Source organism: Burkholderia seminalis (genome assembly GCF_001718535.1).
GTDB lineage: Bacteria > Pseudomonadota > Gammaproteobacteria > Burkholderiales > Burkholderiaceae > Burkholderia > Burkholderia seminalis.
Genome location: NZ_CP013398.1, coordinates 3259759 through 3277491, shown reverse-complemented (window position 1 = coordinate 3277491; position 17733 = coordinate 3259759). Strand labels below are relative to the sequence as shown.

The 17733-nt window shown below is 69.4% G+C and carries 12 protein-coding genes; 6 read left to right on the top strand and 6 right to left on the bottom strand.

All coding sequences use genetic code 11. The features are described 5' to 3' along the window. The first annotated feature begins 15 nt into the window (after nucleotides 1-15). Nucleotides 16-984, top strand: coding sequence for an ion channel (locus WJ12_RS14805; protein WP_059558857.1), 969 nt, complete (start codon nucleotides 16-18; stop codon nucleotides 982-984). A 23-nt stretch (nucleotides 985-1007) separates the two neighbouring features. Here WJ12_RS14805 and WJ12_RS14800 read toward each other — a convergent pair whose 3' ends face one another. After that, complete coding sequence (locus WJ12_RS14800; protein WP_034189149.1) at nucleotides 1008-1622, bottom strand: glutathione S-transferase family protein; 615 nt, start codon at nucleotides 1620-1622, stop codon at nucleotides 1008-1010. A gap of 360 nt (nucleotides 1623-1982) precedes the next feature. On the opposite strand from WJ12_RS14800, the gene WJ12_RS14795 reads away from it, so the two are divergent. After that, nucleotides 1983-2540: a DapH/DapD/GlmU-related protein gene (locus WJ12_RS14795; protein ID WP_069245716.1), complete on the top strand. Its 558-nt coding sequence runs from the start codon at nucleotides 1983-1985 to the stop codon at nucleotides 2538-2540. 1714 nt (nucleotides 2541-4254) lie between these two features. Then, a complete protein-coding gene (locus tag WJ12_RS14790) occupies nucleotides 4255-7827 on the top strand; it encodes an indolepyruvate ferredoxin oxidoreductase family protein (RefSeq protein ID WP_069245715.1) in 3573 nt (1190 codons plus the stop codon). A gap of 96 nt (nucleotides 7828-7923) precedes the next feature. Here the strand turns inward: WJ12_RS14790 and WJ12_RS14785 are convergent, their stop codons facing one another. Then, a complete protein-coding gene (locus WJ12_RS14785) occupies nucleotides 7924-9591 on the bottom strand; it encodes a Na+/H+ antiporter (protein WP_034189152.1) in 1668 nt (555 codons plus the stop codon). 283 nt (nucleotides 9592-9874) lie between these two features. On the opposite strand from WJ12_RS14785, the gene WJ12_RS14780 reads away from it, so the two are divergent. The 3 genes from WJ12_RS14780 to WJ12_RS14770 all read left to right on the top strand — a co-directional run bounded on the left by WJ12_RS14780 (nucleotide 9875) and on the right by WJ12_RS14770 (nucleotide 13136). Continuing rightward, nucleotides 9875-11161: a sensor domain-containing phosphodiesterase gene (locus WJ12_RS14780; RefSeq protein WP_069245714.1), complete on the top strand. Its 1287-nt coding sequence runs from the start codon at nucleotides 9875-9877 to the stop codon at nucleotides 11159-11161. Nucleotides 11162-11283: 122 nt separating this feature from the next. Further along, nucleotides 11284-12009, top strand: coding sequence for a copper homeostasis protein CutC (locus tag WJ12_RS14775; RefSeq protein ID WP_059558851.1), 726 nt, complete (start codon nucleotides 11284-11286; stop codon nucleotides 12007-12009). Nucleotides 12010-12059: 50 nt separating this feature from the next. Then, on the top strand, nucleotides 12060-13136 hold the full coding sequence (locus tag WJ12_RS14770; protein ID WP_059558849.1) for a suppressor of fused domain protein: 1077 nt from the start codon (nucleotides 12060-12062) through the stop codon (nucleotides 13134-13136). 62 nt (nucleotides 13137-13198) lie between these two features. Here WJ12_RS14770 and bioB read toward each other — a convergent pair whose 3' ends face one another. The 4 genes from bioB to bioA are packed head-to-tail and all read right to left on the bottom strand — an operon-like array spanning nucleotide 13199 to nucleotide 17506. Continuing rightward, nucleotides 13199-14218 (bottom strand): biotin synthase BioB, encoded by a 1020-nt coding sequence (gene bioB / locus WJ12_RS14765; RefSeq protein WP_059558847.1) that lies wholly within the window; start codon nucleotides 14216-14218, stop codon nucleotides 13199-13201. 41 nt (nucleotides 14219-14259) lie between these two features. Beyond that, nucleotides 14260-14982 carry a dethiobiotin synthase gene (bioD, locus tag WJ12_RS14760; protein WP_034189157.1) on the bottom strand — a complete coding sequence of 241 codons (723 nt, stop codon included), beginning with the start codon at nucleotides 14980-14982 and terminating at the stop codon, nucleotides 14260-14262. Further along, nucleotides 14979-16163 carry an 8-amino-7-oxononanoate synthase gene (gene bioF / locus WJ12_RS14755; RefSeq protein WP_034189158.1) on the bottom strand — a complete coding sequence of 395 codons (1185 nt, stop codon included), beginning with the start codon at nucleotides 16161-16163 and terminating at the stop codon, nucleotides 14979-14981. Before bioF ends, bioD begins: the two co-directional genes overlap by 4 nt. Continuing rightward, a complete protein-coding gene (gene bioA / locus WJ12_RS14750) occupies nucleotides 16160-17506 on the bottom strand; it encodes an adenosylmethionine--8-amino-7-oxononanoate transaminase (RefSeq protein WP_034189159.1) in 1347 nt (448 codons plus the stop codon). The genes bioF and bioA overlap by 4 nt, the downstream gene beginning before the upstream one ends. Between the last annotated feature and the right edge of the window lie 227 nt (nucleotides 17507-17733).

Below are 17733 nucleotides of genomic sequence, written 5' to 3'. Positions count from 1 at the left end.
AACCGGCGCCGCGCGATGAACGTCGATTCGTCTTCCCCAGCCCCCCGCGGCCGCGGCCGCAAGATCTGGTCGGGCACCCGCCCGGTGATCGCGTACGGGATGCCGCCGCTCGGCTGGCGCGACTTCTACCATCGCGCGCTGACGGTGAGCTGGCCCGTGTTCTTCCTGTCGCTCGCGGTGCTGTTCCTGCTGCTCAACGGCGGCTTTGCGACGCTCTATCTGCTCGGCCATGCGCCGATCGCGAACCAGTCGCCGGCCGGCTTCGGCGGCGCGTTCTTCTTCAGCGTCGAGACGCTCGCGACCGTCGGCTACGGCGACATGCATCCGCAGACCGTTTACGCCCACCTCGTCGCGACGTTCGAGATCTTCGTCGGGATGTCGGGCATCGCGCTGGCCACGGGGCTCGTGTTTGCGCGCTTTTCGCGGCCGCAGGCGAAGATCCTGTTCGCGCGCAACGCGATCGTGCGGCCGCTGAACGGCCGGATGACGCTGATGGTGCGCGCCGCGAATGCGCGCCAGAACGTGATCGCCGAGGCGCAGGCGAAGTTGCGGCTGATGCGCATCGAAGGCACGCACGAGGGTTACTCGCTGCGCAAGATCCACGACCTGCCGCTCGTGCGCAGCGAGCATCCGATCTTCCTGCTCGGCTGGAACCTGATGCACGTGATCGACGAGTCGAGCGCGCTGTTCGGCGAGACGCCCGAATCGCTGGCCGCGCGCGACGCGTCGTTGCTGATCACGATCGAAGGCTCGGACGAGACGACCGCGCAGGTCATGCAGGCGCGTCATTCATGGGCGCATGGCGAGATCCGCTGGCGTCATCGCTACGTCGACCTGATGCACGACGAGGACGGCATCACGCACATCGACTACACGCATTTTCACGAAGTCGTGCCGATCGACGTCGATACCGACGAGCGCGGCTCGCCGGGCGTGGTGATCGACGCCGATGCACCGGCGCAGGGGCCGGCCGCGCAGGCGTGATCGAGGGGCCGGCCCGTCAGGCGTCACGCATGCAGCAACCGCGCCGCTTCGCGCTGTTCGATCGCAACGGCGCGGCGGAATGCGTCGCGATCCTCGGCGCGCGCGACGTAGTCGCCGAGCACGCCTTCGTGCGGCAGCAGGTGCGCGTCGAACGCGATCTTCAACGTACTGGCGAGCAGCAGGTCGGCTGCGGTGAAGCGTTCCCCGACGAGCCACGGGCGATGGGCGAGCGCTTGCGCGAGCGCGCGCTGGACGCGCGTGATGTTGCCCCAGCCGAACGCGACCGGATTGCCCGACGCGCCGGTGAATTTTTCGGCCATCGCCGGTTCGAGGCAGGTCGGCGTGAAGAACATCCATTGCAGGAAGCGGCCGCGCAGCGGATCGTCGGGCGCGATGCCGAGCCCGGCGCCCGGGCAGCGGTCGGCGAGGTAGAGCAGCACGGCGCCCGATTCGGCGAACGGCGCGCTGCCATCGTCGAGCGCGGGCAGCTTGGCCATCGGGTTGACTTGCACGAACGCGTCGCTGCCCTGTTCGTGCGAGCGCAGGTCGATCGGCACGAGTTCGTACACCACACCGATTTCCTCGAGCATCCACAACGCCCGGAATGCCCGGGTCTTCGGCCAGTAGTAGAGCTTCATCGCGCCTCCGCGTGTGGGTGCAGGTGTCGGTCCGGTCGATGCTCAAGCGTACCCGAGCGCAGGAGGTTCGGACAGGGGCGCCCGGCCAGGGGCCATTCGGTCGAGCGAGCCTGTTCGGGCGTTGTATGGCGAGCGCGGATCGGGCGAAAAATCGGGCAAAGCCTGACGGCACAAGGAAGTTTTGCGATAACTAGTTATATATTGACTAGTTAGTAAAATCGAGAGTGATCCTGACGGAAACGGCGTTACCACCCGGGGGCGCCGCCGGTCCCGCGGCATCCTCGCACACGGCCTCGCAGGCATTCGACCACCACCGCCGACGCATCACGAAACGTGGAAATCACCAGGGACAAGTCACGCATGGCAAACGACGATCGCACCACGATCATTCCGCGAAGAACGCCGGAATCGGCGGCGATGGTGGCCGAGGTCAAACGCGCGATGGCGATCACGGCGCGGCTCAACCGTCTGACGTTCGACGATGCGGCGGCAGTGCGCGCAGTGTTCGGCGAACTGATCGGCACGCAAGTGGACGACGGCTTCGTGCTGATCCCGCCGTTTCACGCGACGGGCGGCACCGGCATGAAGCTCGGGCGCAACGTGTTCGTCAACCAGAACTGCACGTTCTACGACCTGGGCGGACTCGAGATCGGCGACGACGTGATGATCGGCCCGAACGTCAGCCTGATCACGTCCGGTCATCCGGTCGAGCCTTCGCGGCGGCGCGACTGCGTCGTTGCGAAGCCGATCGTGATCGAACGGAATGTGTGGATCGGCGCCGGCGCGACGATCATCGGCGGCGTGACGGTCGGCGAGAATGCGGTCGTCGCGGCCGCGGCGGTCGTCACGCGTGATGTTCCGCCGAATACGCTGGTCGGCGGCAATCCGGCGAAGGTCATCCGGTCGATTGCGGAGTAGCGTTTGCCCGGGCGCCCCTGTCGGGGCGACGGCGCATCGTCGGACGGATGTGGACAACTCGCCCCGTAGCGACTCGAAACGCTGTGCATTTGAATGGTGAGGGTGCCGCCGAGGCCGTCCGGACAAGGCTTTCCGGCTTTTCCGGTTGCGGTGCGCCGAGGCGTTCGCCGATGCGCGCATGGAGGTCTCGTCGTGCGACCGCTTGTGGATATCCTCGCCCCGAAACGACTCGGCGCGCTGTGGATTTCACCGGTGAGGATCACCGGATGCCGCTCAAGAGGCGAAGCGGGGTGTGGACAACTCGCCGCGAGACGAAGCGAAATGCTGTGAAATCCACTGGTGAGTGTCGCCGCCCGATCGCGCGAGGCGCCCGTTCCAGCAAGGCTTGCCGGCCTCTGCCGTGAGTCGGGGCGCCGCGCATTCTAACGGAACGCGCGAAGGCGTGACCGAACCCCCTGTGCGTCGCGATGCCGGCATCCGGGTGCGGATCCCGGTCGCAGGGTCGTGCATTCTAACGGTGAGCGCGGGCGCGTGGCTTCCAACGTGCGATTTTCGTCGCATGCCCGTGCTCTCCCGAGCGACTCGACATGCTGTGGGAATCAATGGTGAGCATGAGCGTCCGGCTGGCCGGCAGCCAGTCCGGACGCGGCTGTCCGGGCGACGTCGCCGCCGGGGGCACGTGCCCGGTCAGGCGCGCCGCGCGCGCTTCAGTGTGGATATCCGGCCATCGGAACGACTCGCGGCACTGTGGTTTTCGACGGTGAGGGTCGGCGTCCGATCGGGTGACAGGCCGCTTCGGGCATGGCTTGCCGCCCGCCGGCGCGCTTTGGAACACGCTTTCGCGATCGATCTGCCGAGGCGCTCCGATGTGGATATCCGGCGTCACAAGCCACTCGAAGCGCTGTGGTTTCCAACGGTGAAGGGGCGTGCATGGCCGGAAGGCAATGCAGGTTCGGGCACGGAAAACGGTCGCCGCGGCCAGTCGAAACCCTGTGCATGTCGACGGTGAGGGAGAAGCGGTGGTCGCGGCGCATGCGTATTCCGGCGTGAGGATCCGACGGACAAAGCCACTCTCGGCCCTGTGTATTCGAACGGTGAGGGTGGACAGCGGATCGACGAAACGTGCAAGCCGAGATGGGGATATCCACCGCCATCAACCACTCGCCGCGCTGTGACTTTCAACGGTGAGGGTCGGCGCCCGAGCGAACCGCGTGCCGGTTCCGGATGTGGATATCCCGGTCCCGACGCCACTCGAAACGCTGTGCAATCGAACGGTGAGCGCGCGAACCCGGTCGGCGAGAAGGGTCCGACGTTGTGGACATCCGGCGCGCCGGACCAATCGGAACGCTGTGCATTGCAACGGTGAGGGGGACCGCCCGATTCCCGCGAAACCCTTGTCGCGCGGGGTTCGAGCGCCAGTCGATGGGCGCGAGGCGCGCCTTGCGGCACGCGCGGGCTGGTGGGCCGCCCCTTTTGTCGTGCCAGCCGGCCGTCCCGGCGTCCCGCCAACCGCTCGCCCGGCGCTCGCGTGAAAACTCTCTCAAATTCCGGCAAAAACCTGCGCAGTTTTTCTCGCACAAGCGCCGGTCGAGCAAGATGAGAAAAAACATTCTCGGCTGCGCGCGAAAAAATAGAGCCATTCGCTGCCGCCGGTCACCCGCCGCCCGATGGCCCGCCGCGCAGCCCAGAACAGCACAATCCGGAGACTTCCCCCATGACTGCCCGCCTGCCCGTCGACGGCACGCCTACCCTGTCCGATTACCGACTGACCGACAACCTGACCGCGACGCGCGGCCGGATCTTCCTGACCGGCACGCAGGCGCTGATCCGCCTGCTGCTGATGCAGCGCACGGTCGATACCGAACAGGGCCTCAACACGGCCGGCTTCGTCAGCGGCTATCGCGGCTCGCCGCTCGGGATGGTCGACCAGCAGCTGTGGAAGGCGAAGAAATTGCTCGACGCGAGCAGCGTGCGCTTCCTGCCGGCCATCAACGAGGAACTCGGCGGCACGGCCGTGCTCGGCACGCAGCGCGTCGAAGCCGATCCCGAGCGCACGGTCGAGGGCGTGTATGCGATGTGGTACGGCAAGGGCCCGGGCGTCGATCGCGCCGGCGACGCGCTGAAGCACGGCAACGCGTACGGTTCGTCGCCGCACGGCGGCGTGCTGGTCGTCGCGGGCGACGATCACGGCTGCGTGTCGTCGTCGATGCCGCACCAGAGCGACTTCGCGATGATCGCGTGGCACATGCCGGTCGTGAACCCGGCGAATATCGCCGACATGCTCGAGTTCGGCCTGTACGGCTGGGCGCTGTCGCGCTACTCGGGCGCGTGGGTCGGCTTCAAGGCGATCTCGGAAACGGTCGAGTCGGGCTCGACGGTCGACCTCGATGCACTGCAGACGCGGTGGCCGGCGCCGGCCGGCTTCACGCCGCCGTCGGGCGGGCTGCACAACCGCTGGCCCGACCTGCCGAGCCTGACGATCGAGGCGCGTCTCGCCGCGAAGCTCGACGCGGTGCGCCATTTCGCGCGCACCAACAGCATCGACAAGTGGATCGCGCCGAGCGCGCACGCGAACGTCGGCATCGTCACCTGCGGCAAGGCGCACCTCGACCTGATGGAAGCGCTGCGCCGTCTCGACCTGACGGTCGCCGATCTCGACGCGGCCGGCGTGCGGATCTACAAGGTCGGCCTGTCGTATCCGCTCGAGATGACGCGCGTCGAGACCTTCGTCGACGGGCTCGACGAAGTGCTCGTGATCGAGGAGAAAGGCCCGGTCATCGAGCAGCAGATCAAGGACTACCTGTACAACCGCGCCGAAGGCGCCCGCCCGCGCGTGCTCGGCAAGCACGACGCCGCGGGCGCGTGCCTGCTGTCCGAGCTCGGCGAGCTGCGCCCGTCGCGCATCCTGCCGGTGTTCGCCGACTGGCTCGCGCGCCACAAGCCGGCGCTCGACCGGCGCGAGCGCGTCGTCGATCTGGTCGCGCCGCAGATCCTGTCGAACGAGGCCGACGCGGTGAAGCGCACGCCGTACTTCTGCTCGGGCTGTCCGCACAATACGTCGACGAAGGTGCCGGAAGGCTCGATCGCGCAGGCCGGCATCGGCTGCCACTTCATGGCGTCGTGGATGGAGCGCGACACGACGGGGCTGATCCAGATGGGCGGCGAGGGCGTCGACTGGGCCGCGCACGCGATGTTCACGAACACGAAGCACGTGTTCCAGAACCTCGGCGACGGCACCTACTTCCACTCGGGCATCCTCGCGATCCGCCAGGCAGTCGCCGCGAAGGCGAACATCACGTACAAGATCCTCTACAACGACGCGGTCGCGATGACGGGCGGCCAGCCGGTCGACGGCAGCATCTCGGTGCCGCAGATCGCGCGCCAGGTCGAGGCCGAAGGCGTGTCGCGCTTCGTCGTCGTGTCCGACGAGCCGGAGAAGTACGACGGCCATCACGGACAGTTCCCGACGGGCACGACTTTCCATCACCGCAGCGAGCTCGACACGGTGCAGCGCGAGCTGCGCGAGACGCCGGGCGTCACCGTGCTGATCTACGACCAGACCTGCGCGGCCGAGAAGCGCCGCCGCCGCAAGAAAGGCGAATTCCCCGACCCGGACAAGCGCCTGTTCATCAACGACGCGGTGTGCGAAGGCTGCGGCGACTGCGGCGTGCAGTCGAACTGCCTGTCGGTCGAGCCGCTCGAGACGCCGCTCGGCCGCAAGCGCCGCATCGACCAGTCGTCGTGCAACAAGGACTATTCGTGCGTGAACGGCTTCTGCCCGAGCTTCGTGACGGTCGAAGGCGCGGCGCTGAAGAAGGCGGCCGGCGCCGCGTTCGACGAAGCGGCGCTCGCCGCGCGCGTCGACGGGCTGCCGGTGCCGGCGACGCATCTCGACGCGGCGCCGTTCGACATGCTCGTGACGGGCGTGGGCGGCACGGGCGTCGTGACGGTCGGCGCGCTGATCAGCATGGCCGCGCACCTCGAAGGCAAGAGCGCATCGGTGCTCGACTTCATGGGCTTCGCGCAGAAGGGCGGCTCGGTGCTGTCGTTCGTGCGGATCGCATCGAGCGACCGGTGGCTGAACCAGGTGCGCATCGACACGCAGCAGGCCGACGTGCTGCTCGCGTGCGACATGGTCGTCGGCGCGAGCGCGGAAGCGCTGCAGACGGTGCGTCACGAGCGCACGCGGATCGTCGTCAACACGCACCGGATCCCGAACGCGTCGTTCGTGCGGAACCCGGATGCGAACCTGCATGCGGATGCGCTGCTCGAGAAGATGCATCACGCGGCCGGCGACGGCTACCTGTCGAGCTGCGACGCGCAGGCGCTCGCCGCGAAGTTCCTCGGCGATTCGATCGGCGCGAACATCCTGATGCTCGGTTACGCGTGGCAGCTCGGCCTCGTGCCGGTGTCGCTCGCCGCGATGATGCGCGCGATCGAGCTGAACAACGTCGCGGTGCCGATGAACAAGCTCGCGTTCTCGATCGGCCGGATGGCGGCCGGCGACGCGGCGGGCCTCGACGCGTTGTGGAACGCGCGTCACACGGTGGCCGTGCATGCGGCGCCCGAGACGCTCGCCGGGCTGATCGCCGATCGCGAAGCGCGTCTCGACGCCTACGGCGGCGCGCGTTACGTCGAGCGCTACCGTGCGCTCGTGAACGCCGCCCGCGCGAAGGGCGACGACGCGCTGACGCGCGCGGTCGCGACGACGTTCTACCGGCTGCTCGCGGTAAAGGACGAATACGAAGTCGCGCGGCTGTACACGGACGATGCGTTCCGTACCGCGCTCGAGGCGCAGTTCGAAGGCGTGCCGGGGCAGGCGTACCGCGTGAAGTTCAACCTCGCGCCGCCGACGGTCGCGAAGGCCGGCCGCGACGGCAGCGCGCCGAGGAAGCGCGTGTTCGGCCAGTGGATGTGGCCGGTGTTCGGCATGCTGGCGCGCGTGCGCAGCCTGCGCGGTACCTGGCTCGACCCGTTCGGCCGCACCGTCGAGCGCAAGATGGAGCGCGCGCTGGCCGACGACTACGAGACGACGCTCGCGCGTGCGTTCGCCGCGATGACGGCCGGCAATGCGGCGCAGGTCGTGCAACTGGCCGACCTGCACGCCCGCGTGCGCGGCTTCGGTCACGTGAAGGTGCGCAACCTGGCCGGCGTGAAGCGCGCGGAGCGCGAGCTCGCGCTGCAGCTCGGCATCGATGCGGCGACGAGCGCGGCCGTGCAGCACGCGCTCGACGAGATGAAGGGCGCGGGGATGCTGAAGGGGATTCCGGTCGTCGTCGCGAAGTAACGCGAACGTGTGGGGAAGTGAAAACGGCGATGCCTGGGCGTCGCCGTTTTTTCATGCGTCCCGGCCGTTGTGCGCGGGCCGTTTCCGGCCCGTCAGTCAGAGGATGCCTTTCTTGCGCGTCGACAGCGCGGTTTCCGACAGGTCGATCTCGCGGATCAGCTTCGTCAGCGTCTCGTCGGAAATCTTGCTGTCGCTGCGCAGCCGGTACAGCGCGGAGCGCTCCGCGCGCACGGCCGCGATCCGCATCTGCAGCTCCATCGTTTCGGCCTGCTTCGCTTCCGCGCGCGGCGTGGGGCCGTCCTCGGCCAGCGCGGAGAGCCGGCGGCGGTACTGGTCCATCACGCGTGCGGAGATGTCCGCGCAGCGCGCGGCGCCCGATTCGTCGAGACCGGCCGAGATCGCATCGTGCGACGAATCGATCGCGCGGATCGCGGCCTGCGCGGCGGCCGCGCGCGCGGTGCGCTCCTCGTCGCCGAGCGGGTTGCGCGTCGAGCGCACGCCGCGCAACAGCAGCGGCAGGCCGATCACCGCGACGATCAGCGAGCCGAGGATCACGGCCGACGCGACGAAGATCGCGGTGTCGCGCCCCGGCAGCGGCGCGCCGTCGGACAGCGCGACCGGGATCGACAGCACGCCCGCGAGCGTGACCGCACCGCGCACGCCGCCGACCGTCATCACCGCGATCGTGCGCACGCCGGCCATCGTGCCCGCGAGGCCCTGGCGCGCGGCGCGGCGGCTCGCGAACCAGCGCAGCAGCCAGACCCACAGGAAGCGGATCGCATACAGCGCGAGCATCATCGCGCACACGTTGAAGATCATCCGGCCGACCAGCGCGTCGCTCGTGTGGTGCGCATCGACGAGCGCGCGGCCGATGATGTGCGGCAACTGCAGCCCGAGCATGATGAACACCATGCCGTTGAACACGAACTCGATCATCGCCCACGTGCTTTCGGCACGCACGCGCGACGCGACCGTGCTTTTGCGCGAGAAGCTCGTGTAATTCATCATCATCCCCGCCGACACGGCCGCGAGCACGCCCGACAGATCGAGATGCTCGGCGAACAGGTAGGCCGCGAACGGCACCAGCAGCGTCATCACGATGCCGGGGGCCGGATCGCCTTCCTGCTCGGCGTTCAGGAAACGCGTCGACAGCGCACTGAACACCCATGACACGATCGCGCCCGTCGCGAGGCCGCCGGCGGCGACGATCACGAACGTGACCGACGCGGCGCGCAGCGAGAACACGCCGGTCAGCGCAGCCGCGATCGCGAACTTCAGCGCGACGAGGCCCGACGCGTCGTTCATCAGCGCCTCGCCTTCGAGGATGTGCATCAGTTGCGGCGGGATCCGGCCCTTGCCGGCGATGCCGGACAACGCGACCGCGTCGGTCGGCGACAGCACGGCCGCGAGCGCGAACGCGATCGGCAGCGGCAACTCGGGAATCAGCCAATGCGCGAAGTAGCCCACTGCGAGTACCGTCATGAACACGAGCCCGAACGCGAGCATCAGGATCGCGCGGCGCTGCAGGTACAGCTCGCGTTTCGGAATCCGCCAGCCGTCCGCGAACAGCAGCGGCGGAATGAACAGCAGCATGAAGATTTCGGGGTCGAACGTGACGTGCAGGTTCAGCTTCGGCCATGCGAGCAGCGCGCCGAACGCGATCTGCATCAGCGGCAGCGGCAGTTGCAAAGGCAGGTTGCGCGTGACGGCGCCGGACAGCGCAACGGTCAGCAGCAGAATCAGGACTGTGAAGACGATTTCCATCGATACGGCGAATACGGGGAATGAAACGATCGTACGGAGTGTAGCGTGCCGACGTGACGGCTGCGCTCGAGCGGCCGGTGCGCGCGCACGAAGATGGTGCGTCGGGCGTGTGCCAAGGTGGTGCGATGGCCCGGCGCAGCCGCATGGCATATGGGTTGTCGGCGCCTTGCACGGAGCTTGCTTGAAGGTGGCAGCCGCCCGGCTTCGATCGGGCAACCGAGGGTCCAACCATGACATTGCACGTACTGTCCGCTTCGTCGGACGGCGCGACCAGGAGGAAGGCATGACGATCGTTCAACAGGAGCGTCCGTCCGCCGCGTCGCCGTACCGGTTCGAGCGGGAGATGAGTTCCGGCTTCGAACGTCTGGCCACGCAGCATCACGACCTGACGCTGACGACCGTATTCCAGCCGATATTCAGCTTGTCGCACCAGCGTGCGGTCGGCTACGAGGCGCTGTTGCGCGCGCACGATGCGCTCGACCGCGCGGTGTCGCCGCTCGACGTGTTCGGCGAAGCCGCCCGCCGGGGCGAGCTGCTGCAGCTCGACCGGCTCGCGCAGGCGCTGCATCTCGAGAACTTCGCGCTGCTCGGCGCCGAGCGCGAATGGCTGTTTCTCAACGTCCATCCGGGCGTGCTGACCGATCCGTTCCAGGCGGCCGCGCTGCTCGCGAACCTGAAACGGCTCGGCATGCCGCCGCGCCGCATCGTGCTCGAAGTGCTCGAGCAGCGCGCGGAAGACGTCGAGCGCCTCGCGGAGGCCGTGCGTGAATTCCGCACGCATGGCTTCCTGATCGCGCTCGACGATTTCGGCGCCGGTCATTCGAACCTCGAACGGATCTGGCAGCTGAACCCGGACATCGTGAAGCTCGACCGGATCATGCTGTCGCACGCGGCACACCGCACCGGGCTCACCGCGATCCTGCACGGGCTCGTCACGTTGCTGCACGAGGCCGGCAAGCTCGTGCTCGTCGAAGGGATCGAGACCGAGCACGAGGCGCAGATCGCGCTGTCGTGCGAGGCCGATTTCGTGCAGGGCTACTACTTCGGGCGCCCGGCGCCGGGGCTGCCGGACAGCGCGACCGCGACGGGCTGCATCGGCGAGCTGACCGAGCGCTTCCGTCAGCAGACCGAAGCGCGCGAGCGGCGCGACGCGCAGCGGCTCGCGCCGTATCTGCGCGCGTTCGAGCGGGCGGCCGAGCGTCTCGCGGCCGGCGAGCCGCTCGACGAGGTGTGCTGGAACTTCCTCGCGCTCGACGCGGCCGCGCGCTGCTTCCTGCTCGACGCGCACGGCCGCCAGTCGGGACGCAACGTCGTGCTGCGCGCCGATCGCGCGCTGAGCGAGGCGCGCTTCTCGCCGCTGGCCGACGCGCAGGGCGCGAACTGGCTGCGTCGCCCGTATTTCCGTTCGGCGATCGCCGAGCCGGGACGCGTGCAGGTTACGCGGCCGTACCTGTCGATCAACGAGGCGCAGCCGTGCGTGACGCTGTCGGTGGCCGTGCGCGTCGGCGATGCGCAGCGCGTGCTGTGCGGCGATATCGACTGGGTCGACGACGAAACGGACGCCGGCTAGCACCGCCCGGATCGCATGCGGCGATCGGGGCGCGGCGGCGCGGGACGGCCGCCGTCACGCTGGCGTCCGTCACGCGGCTCGGCTAGGATGCGCGAATTGTCCAGACGATTCGCGGGCCGCCCATGAACCGACATGCCGCTTCTTCCGTGCTTCTAGAAGTGATCGCCACGACCGTCGGCGATGCAAGGGCCGCCGCCCGCGCGGGCGCCGACCGCCTCGAACTCGTGACCGCGATCACCGAAGGCGGGCTGACGCCGAGCGTCGGCCTGATCGAGGCCGTCGTGGCCGCCGTGCCGATTCCCGTCAACGTGATCGTGCGACCGCACAGCCGGTCGTTCGTCTATGACGCCGACGATCTGCGCGTGATCGAGCGCGACGTGCGCGCGGCCGTCGCGGCCGGCGCGAACGGTGTCGTGTTCGGCGCGCTCGACGCGCGCGGCGACGTCGATCTCGAGGCGCTGGCCCGCATCGCGGCCGCCGCGGACGGCCGGGCGCTCACGTTCCACCGTGCCTTCGACGTCGCACGCGATCTCAACGCCGCGTTCGACGCGCTGCTGCGCGTGCCGGCCGTCACGTCCGTGCTGACGTCGGGCGGCCATCCGTCGGTGCTCGATGCCGTCGCGACGATCACGCGGCTGGTGCGGCAGGCCGCCGGTTCGACCTGCACGGTGCTGGCCGGCTCGGGGCTCACGATCGACGCGGTCGGCGATTTCGTTCGCGCGACCGGCGTGCGCGCGGTGCATTTCGGCTCGGGTGTGCGGCCGCGCGGCGAGGTGCTGGCGCCCGTCGACGAACAGCGCGTCGGGCGCGTGCGCGCGGCGCTCGACGGCGCGACGTCGCACGTGTGACGCGCGCGGCGGCACCACGCACCAGAACACGCATCGAGGGCGAGGGCCACATGACCGACGCAACCCACGACACACCGGACGACGCCGCCCCCGGCTGGGACGCGATCGACGGCGCGCTGGCCCGCCTTTATCCGGGCCAGGCGCCGAAGCACTACGGCACGCTGGTCAAGTGGCGGCTCGGCGGCCCCGACCCGCTCGACGGGATCAGCGTGTGGAAGCGCGCGGCGCCCGTGCCGCACTGGCACTTCGTCACGTACGGGCTGAGCGAGCTGTACGAGAAGGCGTCCGACGATCCGGCCGTCAGCGGCTTCGGGTTCGAGCTGACGATGCGCGTCGCGTGCGCGGCCGGCGACGACGAGCCGCCGCGCTGGGTGTTCAGCTTCCTGCAGAATCTCGCGCGCTACGTGTTCGAGAGCGGCAATGCGTTCGACGATGGCCACTGGATGACGGCCAACGGCCCGATCGCGCTCGATACCGGCACGGCGCTCTGCTCGATGGGTTTCGCGTTCGATCCGGAACTGCCGGCGATCGACACGCCGCACGGCCGTCTCGCGTTCCTGCAGGTCGTCGGGCTCACGCTCGACGAAGAGCGCGCCGCGAAGCGCTGGCGCACGCGCGCGCTGCTCGACGCGCTGCTGCCGCACATACCGCTCTGGGTGACCGATCTCGGCCGCGCGTCGCTGCTCGAACGGGCGGACGTGCGCGAGCAGGTCGATGCCGGCACGCAGCGCGACGGCTCGGCGAGCGGCTATCTGTTCACCGACGTGCTCGGATGGGGCACGCGCAAGCGGCTGCTGCGCGCGCCCGTGATCGAGATCACCGTCGGCGCACGGCAGGTCGAGGAACTCGTCGCGTTGCTGCCGTTGCGGTTGCCGTTCGACCGGCCGTTTCGCCTGGTCGGCCATGACGGCGCGGTGCGATTCGTGCGCGCCGACGCGAACGGCGTGACCGACGAAGACGGCACGCTGACGCTGCGCCTGACCGACGCGACGGTGCGGGCGCTGGCGCGCACGCTGAAGCCGCGCGCCGGCGAGTATGCGATCGACGGGCTCGACGGCGTGCGCTGGCGCGTGGAAAAGACGGTGATCCGCGACGCGAACGGCAACCCGGTGCAGACCATCGGATGAAAAAAAACCGGGGCGTGCCCCGGTTGTTTCGTCGGCGAACCCGGCCCGCCGGCCGAGGTCGCTTACGCGCTGGCCGACATCGCGTCCGCGTCGCTCGCGCGGATGCCGAGGCGCTCGAACAGCGCGCGGTCCTTCTGCGATTGCGGATTGCTGGTCGTCAGCAGCTGGTCGCCGTAGAACATCGAGTTCGCGCCGGCGAGGAAGCACAACGCCTGCATCCCGTCGTCGAGCTGCTCGCGGCCGGCCGACAGGCGCACGACGGCCTTCGGCATCGTGATGCGCGCGACCGCGATGGTCCGCACGAACTCGAACGGATCGAGCGGCGCGGTGCCTTCGAGCGGCGTGCCTTCGATCGCGACGAGGTTGTTGATCGGCACCGAATCCGGATACGGGTTCAGGTTCGCGAGCTGCGAGATCAGGCCCGCGCGCTCGCGGCGCGATTCGCCCATCCCGATGATGCCGCCGCAGCACACGTTGATGCCGGCGTCGCGCACGCGGTCGAGCGTGTCGAGGCGGTCCTGGTACGTGCGCGTCGAGATCACCTGGCCGTAGAACTCCGGCGACGTGTCGAGGTTGTGGTTGTAGTAGTCGAGGCCGGCGTTCGCGAGCTGCTGCGCCTGTTCGTCCTCGAGCATGCCGAGCGTCATGCAGGTCTCGAGGCCGAGTTCCTTCACGCCGCGCACCATCTCGGTCAGCGCCGGCATGTGGCGTTCCTTCGGGTTGCGCCATGCGGCGCCCATGCAGAAGCGGCTCGCGCCGTTCGCCTTCGCGGCGCGCGCGGCGTCGAGCACCGCGTCGACGTCCATCAGCTTCTCGGCCTTCAGGCCCGTGTCGTGATGCGACGATTGCGAGCAGTAGCCGCAGTCTTCCTCGCAGCCGCCCGTCTTGATCGACAGCAGCGTCGACAGCTGCACCGCGTTCGCGTCGAAATGTTCGCGATGCACTTGCTGCGCGCGGAAGATCAGGTCGTTGAACGGCAGCGCGAACAGCGCGACGACGTCGGCGACGCGCCAGCGCTGCGGGGCCGGTGCGGCCACGGGAATCGCGTCGGGTTGCACGGCGGCGGTCTGGGCTTGGGTCATTTCGGTTTCCTGTCCTGGGCGGGAATGGGGATTCGGTTGGGTCAACGCCGCGCGGTGCGCAGCGACTCGACGAGCGCGTCGATGTCGAGCATCGCCGCGGCGGATTCGGGCGCGGCCGGCGCCATGTACGGAATGCGGCCGATGAGCGGGGCGCGATGCTCGCGGGCGAGCCAGTCGCGCAGCGTCGCGACGTTCTCGTCCGGGAACGACATCGCCGGGTCGACATGATTCGCGACCCAGCCCGCGAGCGCGAGGCCGCGCTGGCGAATCGCGTCTGCCGTCAGCAGCGCGTGGCTGATGCAGCCGAGCCGCACGCCGACCACCATCACGACCGGTACGCCGAGCGCGACCGCGAGGTCGGCCATGTCGCGTGTGTCGGTGAGCGGCACCCGAAAGCCGCCGGCGCCTTCGACGACGACGATGTCCGCGCGCGTCAGCGCCTCGCGATGGCACGCGACGATCGTGTCGATGTCGAGCGTCACGCCTTCCCGCGCGGCGACGATGTGCGGCGCGGCCGGCGCCTTCAGCAGGAACGGCGTGCGCAGCTCGGGCGGCAGCACGACGTTCGCGGCCGCATCGAGCTGGTCGGCGTCCTCGTTGCGCCAGACGCCGTCGCGTTCGTACGCGCCGGCCGCGACGGGCTTCAGCGCGGCCGCGCGCAGGCCGCGCCGCGCGAAGCCGTGCAGCATCGCGGCCGAGACGAAGGTCTTGCCGATCTCGGTGTCGGTGCCGGTGACGAACAGGGAGAGCGGGGCGGGGTTCATGCGGCTTCCTCGCTGGCCTGGATCAACGCGGCTTCGAGCCGCGCGAGATCGTCGAACGAATGCGCGGCCGACAGCGACACGCGCAGCCGCGACGTGCCGGCCGGCACGGTCGGCGGCCGGATCGCGGGCACCCACAGGCCGTGCGCGTCGAGCGCGCGCATCGCCGTGAGCGTCGCGTCGTTGCTGCCGATCACGAGCGGCTGCACGGCCGTATGCGAATCGACCGGCTGCCAGCGCGTGTTGCGCAGCAGCGCGCGGGTGCGGTCGATCAGCGCGGCGAGGTGCGCGCGTCGCGCGTCGCCTTCGTCGCCCGCGATGACCTTCAGGCTGGCCGATACCGCATGCGCGACGGCCGGCGGCGCGGCCGTCGTGAAGATGTAGCTGCGCGCGCGCTGGATCAGCCATTCGATCACGGTTTCATGCGCGATCACGAACGCGCCCGCGACACCGGCCGCCTTGCCGAGCGTGCCGACGTACACGAGATGCGGCGAACGCAGCGCGGCGGCGGCCAGGGCGCCGCGGCCCTGCGGGCCGAGCACGCCGAAGCCGTGCGCATCGTCGACGACGAGCCACGCGCCGTGGCGTTCGGCCAGCGCGACGAGTTCGGCGAGCGGCGCGAGATCGCCGTCCATGCTGAACACGGTATCGCTGACGATCAGTTTCGTTTCGGCATCCGAGGCGTCGAGCAGCGCGGCGAGCGCGGCCGTATCCGCGTGCGGATAGACCTGCACGTTCGCGCGCGACAGCCGCATGCCGTCGATCAGCGATGCGTGGTTCAGCGCGTCGGAGAAGATCGTCGCGCCCTGGCCGGCGAGCGCCGTCATCGCGGCGAGGTTTGCCATGTAGCCGGTGCTGAAGTACAGCGCGCGCGGTGCATCCGAGAAGCCGCCCGCGAAGCCCGCGAGTTCGTCCTCGAGCGTCGCGTGCGCGCGCGAATGGCCGCCGAGCAGGTGCGAGCCGCCGCTGCCGGAGCCGTAGCGCCGCGCGCCTTCGGCGAATGCGGCGACGAGCGCCGGATGCGCGGCGAGGCCAAGGTAGTCGTTGCTCGCGAAGCCGACGATCTCGCGGCCGTTCACGGTCATGCGTGCGTCGCACGCGGTGTCGGCGATGCGGCGCACGCGGCGCAGCCCTTGCGCGTCGAGATCGGCGAGGCCGCGTTGCAGGGTGTCGAGCAGGCTCATCGGCCGATGTCCTCCAGCGTCGCGTCGAGCGTGTCGCGCGTGCGCTGCGCGAGCCACGCGATGTCGTCGTCGCTCATCACGTACGGCGGCATCAGGTACACGGTCGTGCCGATCGGGCGCAGCAGCAGCTCGCGCGCCAGCGCGTGTTCGAAGAAGCGTCGCGAGAAGGCGCGCGCCGCGTCGCCGTCGAGCGCGACGTCGAATGCGAACAGCGTGCCGCGCGCGCGCAGGTGGCGCACGCGCGGATGCGCGTCGAGCGGCGCCAGCGCCGCGCGCAGCGCCGCCGATTTGCGGGTGTTTTGCGCGAGCACGTCGTCGCGCGTGAACAGGTCGAGCGTCGCGACCGCCGCGCGGCACGCGAGCGGGTTGCCGGTGTACGAGTGCGAGTGCAGGAAGCCGCGGGTCGTGTCGTCGTCGTAGAACGCCGCGTACACGTCGTCGCGCGTGAGCACGAGCGACAGCGGCAGGTAGCCGCCGCTGATGCCTTTCGACAGGCACATGAAATCGGGCCAGACGCCGGCCTGCTCGCACGCGAAGAAGGTGCCCGTGCGACCGCAGCCGACCGCGATCTCGTCGGCGATCAGGTGCACCCCGAATTCGTCGCAGAGGGCGCGCAGCCCGCGCACGTACGACGGATCGTGCATCGCCATGCCGGCCGCGCACTGCACGAGCGGCTCGACGATCAGCGCGGCGATGCGCTCGCCGCGTTCGACGAACAGGCGCCGCACGTCCGCGAGCGCGCGGCCCGCGACGTCGGCGGCCGTTTCTCCGGGCAGGGCGCCGCGTGCATCGGGCGATGCGACGACGTGCGCATGGCGGATCAGCGGATCGTACGCATCCTTGAACAGCGCGACGTCGGTCACGCCGAGCGCGCCGATCGTCTCGCCGTGATAGCTGTTCGCGACGCAGACGAATTCCTGCTTGTTCGCACGGCCGCGGTTGCGCCACGCATGGAAGCTCATCTTCAGCGCGATCTCGACGGCCGACGCGCCGTCCGACGCGAAGAATGCATGGCCGAGCGTGCGCGCGGTGAGCGCGTGCAGCCGTTCGGCGAGCTCGATCGCGGGCTCGTGCGTGCAGCCGGCGAGCATCGCGTGCTCGAGCGTGTCGAGCTGGTCCTTCAGCGCCGCGTTGATGTCCGGGTTTGCATGGCCGAACAGGTTGACCCACCACGAGCTGATCGCGTCGAAGTAACGGCGGCCGTCACGGTCGTACAGCCACACGCCCGCGCCGCGCGCGACGGGGACGAGCGGCAGGCGCTCGTGATGCTTCATCTGGGTGCAGGGATGCCAGACCGCGCGCAGGCTGCGCGCGACCCAGTCGTCGGTGGCTGGCGTACTCAAGGCGACTCCGGGGGGTAAAACGGCCGCGCGGCATCGACGGATGCCGCGCGGCGGAACACGAAACGCGGTGAGATTAGCGTGTTCCGCCGGACGTTGCACTAGCGGTTACAAACCCCGCAAAGCCTTGCCGGGCGGGAGTTCGGCGCAGTTCGGGGGGGCTCGGAACCGAACGCGGCGGATGCGGGAAAATGACCGTAGATGACGACGTTCGAGTGAGCCCCCCTGAC

Coding starts and splice junctions, on each gene's coding strand:
- bioF (WP_034189158.1), bottom strand. CDS start 16,163: ATGAGCCTGCTCGACACCCTGCAACGCGGCCTCGCCGATCTCGACGCG.
- WJ12_RS14805 (WP_059558857.1), top strand. CDS start 16: ATGAACGTCGATTCGTCTTCCCCAGCCCCCCGCGGCCGCGGCCGCAAG.
- WJ12_RS14795 (WP_069245716.1), top strand. CDS start 1,983: ATGGCAAACGACGATCGCACCACGATCATTCCGCGAAGAACGCCGGAA.
- WJ12_RS14790 (WP_069245715.1), top strand. CDS start 4,255: ATGACTGCCCGCCTGCCCGTCGACGGCACGCCTACCCTGTCCGATTAC.
- WJ12_RS14785 (WP_034189152.1), bottom strand. CDS start 9,591: ATGGAAATCGTCTTCACAGTCCTGATTCTGCTGCTGACCGTTGCGCTG.
- WJ12_RS14770 (WP_059558849.1), top strand. CDS start 12,060: ATGACCGACGCAACCCACGACACACCGGACGACGCCGCCCCCGGCTGG.
- WJ12_RS14780 (WP_069245714.1), top strand. CDS start 9,875: ATGACGATCGTTCAACAGGAGCGTCCGTCCGCCGCGTCGCCGTACCGG.
- bioB (WP_059558847.1), bottom strand. CDS start 14,218: ATGACCCAAGCCCAGACCGCCGCCGTGCAACCCGACGCGATTCCCGTG.
- WJ12_RS14800 (WP_034189149.1), bottom strand. CDS start 1,622: ATGAAGCTCTACTACTGGCCGAAGACCCGGGCATTCCGGGCGTTGTGG.
- bioD (WP_034189157.1), bottom strand. CDS start 14,982: ATGAACCCCGCCCCGCTCTCCCTGTTCGTCACCGGCACCGACACCGAG.
- WJ12_RS14775 (WP_059558851.1), top strand. CDS start 11,284: ATGAACCGACATGCCGCTTCTTCCGTGCTTCTAGAAGTGATCGCCACG.